This is a genomic window from Pseudomonas sp. GM78, from assembly GCF_000282475.1.
Lineage (GTDB): Bacteria > Pseudomonadota > Gammaproteobacteria > Pseudomonadales > Pseudomonadaceae > Aquipseudomonas.
Map to the genome: position 1 here is coordinate 1 of NZ_AKJF01000011.1, position 7,633 is coordinate 7,633.

A 7,633-nucleotide genomic window follows, 5' to 3' on the forward strand; every position below is an offset into this window, starting at 1 on the left:
GAGCGGCTGCCGCTCAAGCACCCGCCGCGGGTAGCGAGCCGGCGGATCCGGCGAAGGAAAAGCTCTATTACGATGCTGCCTTCGACCTGATCAAGGCCAAGGATTTCGACAAGGCCAGCCAGGCCTTTGCCGCTTTCCTGCGCAAATACCCGAACAGCCAGTACGCGGGCAATGCCCAGTACTGGCTGGGCGAAGTGAACCTGGCCAAAGGCGACCTGCAAGGTGCAGGTCAGGCTTTTGCCAAGGTTTCGCAGCTGTACCCCAAGCACGCCAAAGTGCCTGACTCGCTGTACAAGCTCGCTGATGTAGAGCGCCGCCTGGGTCATCCCGAGAAGGTAAAAGGCATTCTGCAACAGGTGGTGGCCCAGTATCCGGGCACTTCCGCCGCTCAGCTGGCCCAGCGTGACCTGCAGAAAATGTAAGGGCTGCTTGACCCGTTTCGAAGAAACCCGCGCTTGCCGCGGGTTTTTTCGTTAGAATTCACGCCCATTTTATGAAACACGCTTTTTGGGGCCTGCGCATTGCCGGGGTTCCTTGAAGTGCCTGACGGAGGCGGACAGCCTGTTTAGCTGTTACGCCCGTGGCGACTATGCAAGACACATTGAGAATTACCGAAGTTTTCTACTCGTTGCAGGGTGAAACGCGGACTGCTGGCCTGCCCACTGTTTTTGTGCGCCTGACCGGTTGCCCTCTGCGTTGCCAATATTGCGACAGCGCCTACGCATTCACCGGTGGGACGATTCGCACCCTCGACGATATCCTCGAGCAGGTAGCCGGCTTTCGGCCGCGTTACGTCTGCGTCACGGGTGGCGAACCCCTGGCCCAGCCCAATGCCATTCCATTGCTCAAGCGCTTGTGCGATGCCGGTTACGAAGTGTCACTGGAAACCAGTGGCTCTATTGATATCTCGGCGGTAGATTCCCGGGTCAGTCGCGTTGTCGACCTGAAAACCCCGGGTTCGAAGGAAGCGCACCGCAACCGCTACGAAAACATCGAGCTGCTGACGCCCAACGATCAGGTGAAGTTCGTCATCTGCTCGCGGGAAGACTATGACTGGTCCGTGTCCAAGTTGATCCAGTACGGTCTGGACCAGCGCGCCGGTGAAGTCCTGTTCTCGCCAAGCCACCATGATCTCAATGCTCGAGACCTGGCGGACTGGGTAGTGGCGGACAACCTGCCAGTGCGTTTGCAATTGCAGCTGCATAAATATCTTTGGAACGACGAGCCGGGGCGCTGAAATGTCTGAACCACTGAACACTGCTGAAAAACGCGCGGTCATCCTGTTGTCCGGTGGCCTTGATTCGGCCACCGTCGTGGCCATGGCGCGTGCCGAAGGCTACAGCTGCTACACCATGAGCTTCGACTACGGCCAGCGGTCCCATGCTGAGCTGTACGCCGCCGAACGCGTCGCCCGCGACCTGGGTGTGGTCGAGCACAAGGTCATTGGCCTCAACCTGAACGGCATGGGCGGCTCGGCGCTGACTGACAGCAGCATCGATATCCCGGAAGAGTTGGGCGAAGGCATTCCAGTGACTTACGTGCCTGCGCGTAACACGGTGTTTCTGTCCCTGGCGCTGGGCTGGGCAGAAGTGATCGGTGCGCGGGACATCTTCATCGGCGTCAACGCGGTGGATTACTCCGGTTACCCGGATTGCCGTCCCGAGTTCATCGAATCGTTCGAGCGCATGGCCAATCTGGCGACCAAGGCCGGCGTGGAAGGCAATGGCTTCCGCATCCAGGCACCGCTGCAAAACCTCAGCAAGGCACAGATCGTCCAGGCAGGTGTAAAGCTTGGCGTGAACTACGGCCTGACCGTTTCCTGCTATCAGGCTGACGATGACGGCCGTGCCTGCGGCAAGTGCGACAGCTGCCGACTGCGGGCAGAAGGCTTTGCGGCGGCCGGAATCAGCGACCCGACACCTTATTTTTGAATTATTTTAAAATAGGTGTTGAATAGTCCTTAAAAATCAGTATTATACGCGCCACCACACAGCGGGTCGTTAGCTCAGTTGGTAGAGCAGTTGGCTTTTAACCAATTGGTCGTAGGTTCGAATCCCACACGACCCACCATTTTTGGCGGTTTAGAAAATCCGGAAGGCCCACGCAAGTGAGGATTTCCGGGTTTTTTTTTGCCTTCGATTTAACACCGCCCCATTGATGGGCTGCACTGCAGGGCGCAGGTCAGAATCATCTTTTGCATCCTCCCGATATTCTGTAGCCTTGCGCAGCTTCAACGCTGTCCGTGCCTGATCAATACTCACTTTCCCGGCGGTACCCTGTTGGGTCCGGAGCCGGGTGTATACTCGACTTTCGCGCGAATGCGCCTGCAGGTCTTGCGAACATGACGCAGATTTCCGAACGCCTTCTGGTTCAAGCCCACCTCGACGCCAAGCAGCCCAAACCGCTGACCGCCGATGAGGAAGCTTATTATCGTGCCGCCATCGCTGCCGAGCTCAAGGCTCAGGACGCGGTGCTGGTGGCGCACTTCTATTGCGATCCGGTGATTCAGGCCCTGGCCGAAGAGACCGGAGGCTGTGTCTCCGACTCGCTGGAGATGGCCCGCTTCGGCAATGCCCATCCGGCGAAGACGGTGGTGGTTGCCGGTGTGAAATTCATGGGCGAGACGGCCAAGATCCTTAACCCGGAAAAACGCATCCTGATGCCGACCCTGGAAGCGACGTGCTCGCTGGACCTTGGGTGCCCCGTCGATGAGTTTTCCGCGTTCTGCGACCAGCACCCGGAGCGTACGGTGGTGGTTTACGCCAATACCTCGGCGGCGGTCAAAGCCCGCGCGGACTGGGTGGTGACATCGAGCTGCGCGCTGGAAATCGTCGAAAGCCTGATGGATAACGGTGAAACCATCATCTGGGGGCCGGACAAGCACCTGGGCACCTACATTCAGCGTCAGACCGGTGCCGACATGCTGCTGTGGGACGGTGCCTGCATCGTTCACGAAGAGTTCAAGTCCAAGCAGCTCGAAGACATGAAGGCGCTGTATCCGGATGCAGCGATCCTGGTGCACCCGGAGTCGCCGACCTCGGTGATCGAGCTGGCGGATGCCGTCGGCTCCACCAGCCAGTTGATCGCGGCGGCACAGAGCCTGCCGAACAAGACCCTGATCGTCGCTACCGACCGCGGTATCTTCTACAAGATGCAGCAGCTGTGCCCGGACAAGGTCTTTATCGAAGCGCCTACGGCCGGTAACGGCGCGGCATGCCGCAGCTGCGCGCATTGCCCCTGGATGGCGATGAATACCCTTGAGCGCACGCTCAAGAGCTTGAAGGAGGGGACGAACGAGATCTTTGTTGATCCGGCGTTGATTCCGCAGGCGATTCGGCCGCTCAAGCGCATGCTGGATTTCACCCAGGCTGCGCGCATGAAATTGGCCGGTAACGCCTGAGGGCTATCAGCTAGTCGCAGAAAAACTGTAGGAGTGAGCCTGCTCGCGATAGCGGTCTGTCAGTCACATGCATGTTGACTGATACGCCGCTATCGCGAGCAGGCTCACTCCTACAATGATTTGTGCGATGCGAATTTATTTGGTCTTCTTGGGGATGCGCACCAGCTGGGTATTGGAGTAGATGTCATGCCAGCTGCGTTTCTGCTTGTCGAACAGCGACCAGAAGAACCCCAGGCCCACGCACAGCAAGGACGCGATCGACACCACAAAGCGCAACAGCGCCTGCCACAGGCTGATGGACGAGCCATCGGCGTTCTGTACGCGTACGCACCACACCTGCATGCCCAGGGTCTGGCCCGAGTAAGTCCAGAACTTGGCGAAGAAGCCGAACAACACGAACAGCAGCACCGTTGAAAGCAGTGGATCGCCGTCCAGCGCGCCCGCTTCGGTGAGGGTGCGCATTTTCTCTTCGCCGATGATCGCCATCTGGATCATCTTGTAAGCGCCGCTGGTGACGATCAGCAGGGCGGTGCACAACAGGAAGTCATAGAACATCGCTGCCAGGCGACGACCCAGGCCGACGGCGGGAAAGTCGCCCTGGGGTTTGAGCAGGTGTTTCGACATGGCAGCCTCTGGGCGCAAAAGAAGCCATTTTACGGATTTACGCGCACAAAAAAGCCCCTGATGTCAGCATCAGGGGCTTTTTCGTTACAGAAGATTAACCTTCTGCTTGTACTTCGTCAGCCTGCATGCCTTTCTGGCCCTGCACAGCGATGAAGGTCACTTTCTGGCCTTCTTTCAGGCTCTTGAAACCGTTGCCCTGGATGGCGCGGAAATGCACGAACAGATCCGGACCGCTTTCAGGAGTGATAAAACCAAAACCTTTCTCGTCGTTAAACCACTTGACGGTACCGCTCTGACGTTGGGACATTTCTTATTTCCTTTGACGCAAAAAAATTAATGACAGTCTCTTTCTCATGAAAGAGTACTGGGGCTGGTTGCAGGAGAGTAAGAAGACGTCGAACGGGATGTAGCTAACTTGTAGGCTACTGCCCAGGTCACGATTCCAAGCGACCCATGCAAACACAGTGAACAAACTCTACGCCAACTATGGGAGAAAAAACAAGCCCTGTGAAAGGCCCGGATTTGCTCAGGTTGCTGGCACCCCGACAACTAGCACGGGCTTATGCGCTGGCGGTGTTCAAATGTTTTCGATCGTTATAAGCAAAGTTCATAATCGAAGCTTAGAGCCAAACGATGCACTATTTTATGGCGGTTACGTTACACATTAGTGCAGTGTAAGCGCAACCGCGTTACTTATAGGAACAGTCAATCAGCCGCGATAGTAGCGTTGTGGAACAAATGGCATTTTGCTTACAAGCAAAGGCACCTTTTTCCCACGAACAATTGCCCATACTGGCGTATCGATGGCGATGTAGGCGCTGTCGATGTAACCCATGGCCAGAGGGCCGCCCAGGGTCGGTCCGAAGCCGCCGCTGCAAACGCTGCCGATGATTTCGCCGGCTTCGTTGACGATTTCAGCCCCTTCGCGCACCGGGGTGCGTTCCTGCGGTAGCAGGCCGACGCGCTTGCGGGTAACACCGGCTTGTTGCTGGGCGAACACGCTTTCTGCGCCAGGGAAGCCGCCGGCGCGCGCACCGTCGGCACGACGTGGCTTGGAGATGGCCCACAACAGGCTGGCTTCGATCGGGGTGGTGTCGGTGTTCATGTCATGGCCGTACAGGCACAGGCCGGCTTCCAGGCGCAGGGAGTCGCGTGCACCGAGGCCAATGGCCGCCACTTCAGGCTCGGCCAGCAGGGCGCGGGCCAGGGCTTCGGCGCTGGTGGCCGGTACCGAGATTTCGAAACCGTCTTCACCGGTGTAACCCGAGCGGCTGACAAAGCAGTCCACGCCCAGCAGTTTCACGGGGGCGAACTGCATGAAGGTCATCTTGGCCACTTCTGGCGCCAGACGTGCCAGTACGGTCACCGCGGCTGGACCTTGCAGGGCGAGCAGGGCGCGTTCTTCGAACAATGGCTCGATGCTGCACTGCTCGCCAATGTGCTTGCGCAGGTGGGCCAGGTCCTGGTCCTTGCAGGCGGCGTTGACCACCAGGAACAGTTCGTCGTTGCCCAGGTTGGCGACCATCAGGTCGTCAAGGATGCCGCCGGTCTCGTTGGTGAACATGGCGTAGCGCTGCATGCCTACCGGCAAGTCGACGATGTCCACCGGCACCAGGGTTTCCAGGGCCTTGGCGGCATTGGCGCCGGTCAGGCGGATCTGGCCCATGTGCGAGACATCGAACAGGCCGGCCTGCTCGCGGGTGTGCTGGTGTTCTTTCATCACACCCAGTGGGTACTGCACCGGCATGTCATAGCCGGCGAACGGCACCATGCGCGCGCCCAATTCGATGTGCAGGGCGTGCAACGGCGTTTTCAACAGTTGTTCGGTGGACATATTCAGCTCCTGGAGAAGTGTGAAGATGAGCGCGCATCAGCACTCGATAATGTTGACCGCCAAACCGCCACGGGCGGTTTCCTTGTATTTGCTTTTCATGTCGGCGCCGGTCTGGCGCATGGTGCGGATGACCTTGTCGAGGGACACGAAGTGCTGCCCGTCGCCGCGCATGGCCATGCGCACGGCATTGATGGCCTTGACCGAACCCATGGCGTTGCGTTCGATGCAAGGCACTTGCACCAGGCCGCCAATCGGGTCGCAGGTCAGCCCGAGGTTGTGTTCCATGCCGATTTCCGCGGCGTTTTCCACTTGTTGCACAGTGCCGCCAAGCACCTCGCACAGGGCGCCCGCCGCCATAGAACAGGCCACGCCGACTTCGCCCTGGCAGCCGACTTCGGCGCCCGAGATCGAAGCGTTTTCCTTGTACAGAATGCCGATGGCCGCGGCGGTCAGCAGAAAACGCACCACCCCGTCATCGTTCGCGCCGGGAATGAAGCGCATGTAGTAATGCAATACCGCCGGGATGATCCCGGCCGCGCCGTTGGTCGGGGCTGTCACCACGCGTCCGCCGTTGGCGTTTTCTTCGTTGACCGCCAGGGCGTACAGGTTGACCCAGTCCAGTACCGACAGTGGGTCACGCAGTGACGATTCGGGGTTCTTGCATAGTTGCCGGTGCAGCGCTGCTGCCCGGCGCTTGACCTTCAAGCCACCGGGCAGGATGCCTTCGTTGCGGCAACCGGCGGCGACGCAGTCCTGCATCACTTGCCAGATTTTCAACAGGCCGGCGCGGGTTTCCGCTTCGGGGCGCCAGGCGCTTTCGTTGGTCAGCATCACCTGGCTGATGGACAAGCCATAGGTGGTGCAGTGAGCAAGCAGGTCCTTGGCGCTTTTGAACGGGAAGGTCAGGGGGGTAGCGTCTTCGACGATGCGGTCGGCGCCGGCGGCGTCTTCATCGACGACAAAACCGCCGCCAACCGAATAGTACTCGCGGCTGCGGATTTGCAGGCCCGCTGCGTCGAAGGCGCGAAAGATCATGCCGTTGGGGTGATAGGCCAAGGGCTTGCGAATCATCGCCAGGTGTTCTTTCTCATTGAACGCAATGTTGTGCTCGCCGAGCAGGTTCAAACGACCGTTGCCGCGAATGTCGTGCAGGCGGGCGGCGACGGTTTCGGTATCCACGGTGTCCGGGTGTTCGCCTTCCAGGCCGAGCAACACAGCCTTGTCGCTGCCGTGGCCTTTACCGGTGGCGCCGAGTGAGCCGTACAGCTCGACTTTGACGCAAGCGGTCGCTGCGAGCAGCCCTTCACGGCGCAAGCCTTCGGCGAAACGTGCGGCAGCGCGCATCGGGCCGACGGTGTGGGAGCTGGAGGGGCCGATGCCAATCTTGAACAGGTCGAACACGCTTAACGACATGGTTGTTCTCCGGTTTCTTGTTATAGGTATTGGCGGAAATTTTTCGGGCTGGTCACGATCCTGTGGGAGCTGGCTTGCCAGCGATGGCGGTGTGTCAGGCAACAGAAATGGCGACTGATCCACCCTCATCGCTGGCAAGCCAGCTCTCACAGGGTTTTGTGGTGTTTTTGAAAGTGGGGGCAGGCGAACCCGCCCCCATCAGTTTTAAGCGTAGCTTTCGATCGACGGGCAGGCGCAGACCAGGTTGCGATCGCCGAAGACGTTGTCGACCCGGCCGACCGGCGGCCAGTACTTGCCTTCGATCAGCGAAGCAACCGGGTAAACCGCCTGCTCACGGCTGTACGGATGCGACCACTCACCGA

The 7,633-nt window shown here is 59.2% G+C and carries 9 protein-coding genes and 1 tRNA gene; 5 read left to right on the forward strand and 5 right to left on the reverse strand.

The window, feature by feature from the left end:
- The 5 genes from ybgF to nadA form a co-directional block, all read left to right on the forward strand.
- Positions 1 to 422: tol-pal system protein YbgF (gene ybgF / locus PMI35_RS30830; RefSeq protein WP_008054652.1), on the forward strand; the 422-nt coding region annotated here is incomplete at its 5' end.
- A 167-nt stretch (positions 423 to 589) separates the two neighbouring features.
- On the forward strand, positions 590 to 1,237 hold the full coding sequence (gene queE, locus PMI35_RS30825; protein WP_007995628.1) for a 7-carboxy-7-deazaguanine synthase QueE: 648 nt from the start codon (positions 590 to 592) through the stop codon (positions 1,235 to 1,237).
- Between the two features lies 1 nt (position 1,238).
- A complete protein-coding gene (gene queC / locus PMI35_RS30820) occupies positions 1,239 to 1,931 on the forward strand; it encodes a 7-cyano-7-deazaguanine synthase QueC (protein WP_008054653.1) in 693 nt (230 codons plus the stop codon).
- A gap of 63 nt (positions 1,932 to 1,994) precedes the next feature.
- A tRNA-Lys gene (locus tag PMI35_RS30815) sits at positions 1,995 to 2,070 on the forward strand.
- Between the two features lie 271 nt (positions 2,071 to 2,341).
- Entirely contained in the window at positions 2,342 to 3,400 is a 1,059-nt protein-coding gene (gene nadA / locus PMI35_RS30810; RefSeq protein WP_008054654.1) for a quinolinate synthase NadA, read from the forward strand.
- Between the two features lie 135 nt (positions 3,401 to 3,535).
- On the opposite strand, the gene PMI35_RS30805 is transcribed toward nadA, so the two are convergent.
- The 5 genes from PMI35_RS30805 to PMI35_RS34870 all read right to left on the reverse strand — a co-directional run.
- Positions 3,536 to 4,024, reverse strand: coding sequence for an RDD family protein (locus PMI35_RS30805; RefSeq protein WP_008054656.1), 489 nt, complete (start codon positions 4,022 to 4,024; stop codon positions 3,536 to 3,538).
- Between the two features lie 94 nt (positions 4,025 to 4,118).
- Positions 4,119 to 4,331, reverse strand: coding sequence for a cold-shock protein (locus tag PMI35_RS30800; RefSeq protein WP_007931076.1), 213 nt, complete (start codon positions 4,329 to 4,331; stop codon positions 4,119 to 4,121).
- Positions 4,332 to 4,733: 402 nt separating this feature from the next.
- Positions 4,734 to 5,858, reverse strand: a complete 1,125-nt coding sequence (gene gcvT / locus PMI35_RS30795) for a glycine cleavage system aminomethyltransferase GcvT (protein WP_008054657.1) — start codon at positions 5,856 to 5,858, stop codon at positions 4,734 to 4,736.
- Between the two features lie 36 nt (positions 5,859 to 5,894).
- On the reverse strand, positions 5,895 to 7,271 hold the full coding sequence (locus PMI35_RS30790) for an L-serine ammonia-lyase (protein ID WP_008054658.1): 1,377 nt from the start codon (positions 7,269 to 7,271) through the stop codon (positions 5,895 to 5,897).
- Positions 7,272 to 7,475: 204 nt separating this feature from the next.
- A partial coding sequence (locus tag PMI35_RS34870) for a hypothetical protein (protein WP_008054659.1) occupies positions 7,476 to 7,633 on the reverse strand: 158 nt, incomplete at its 5' end.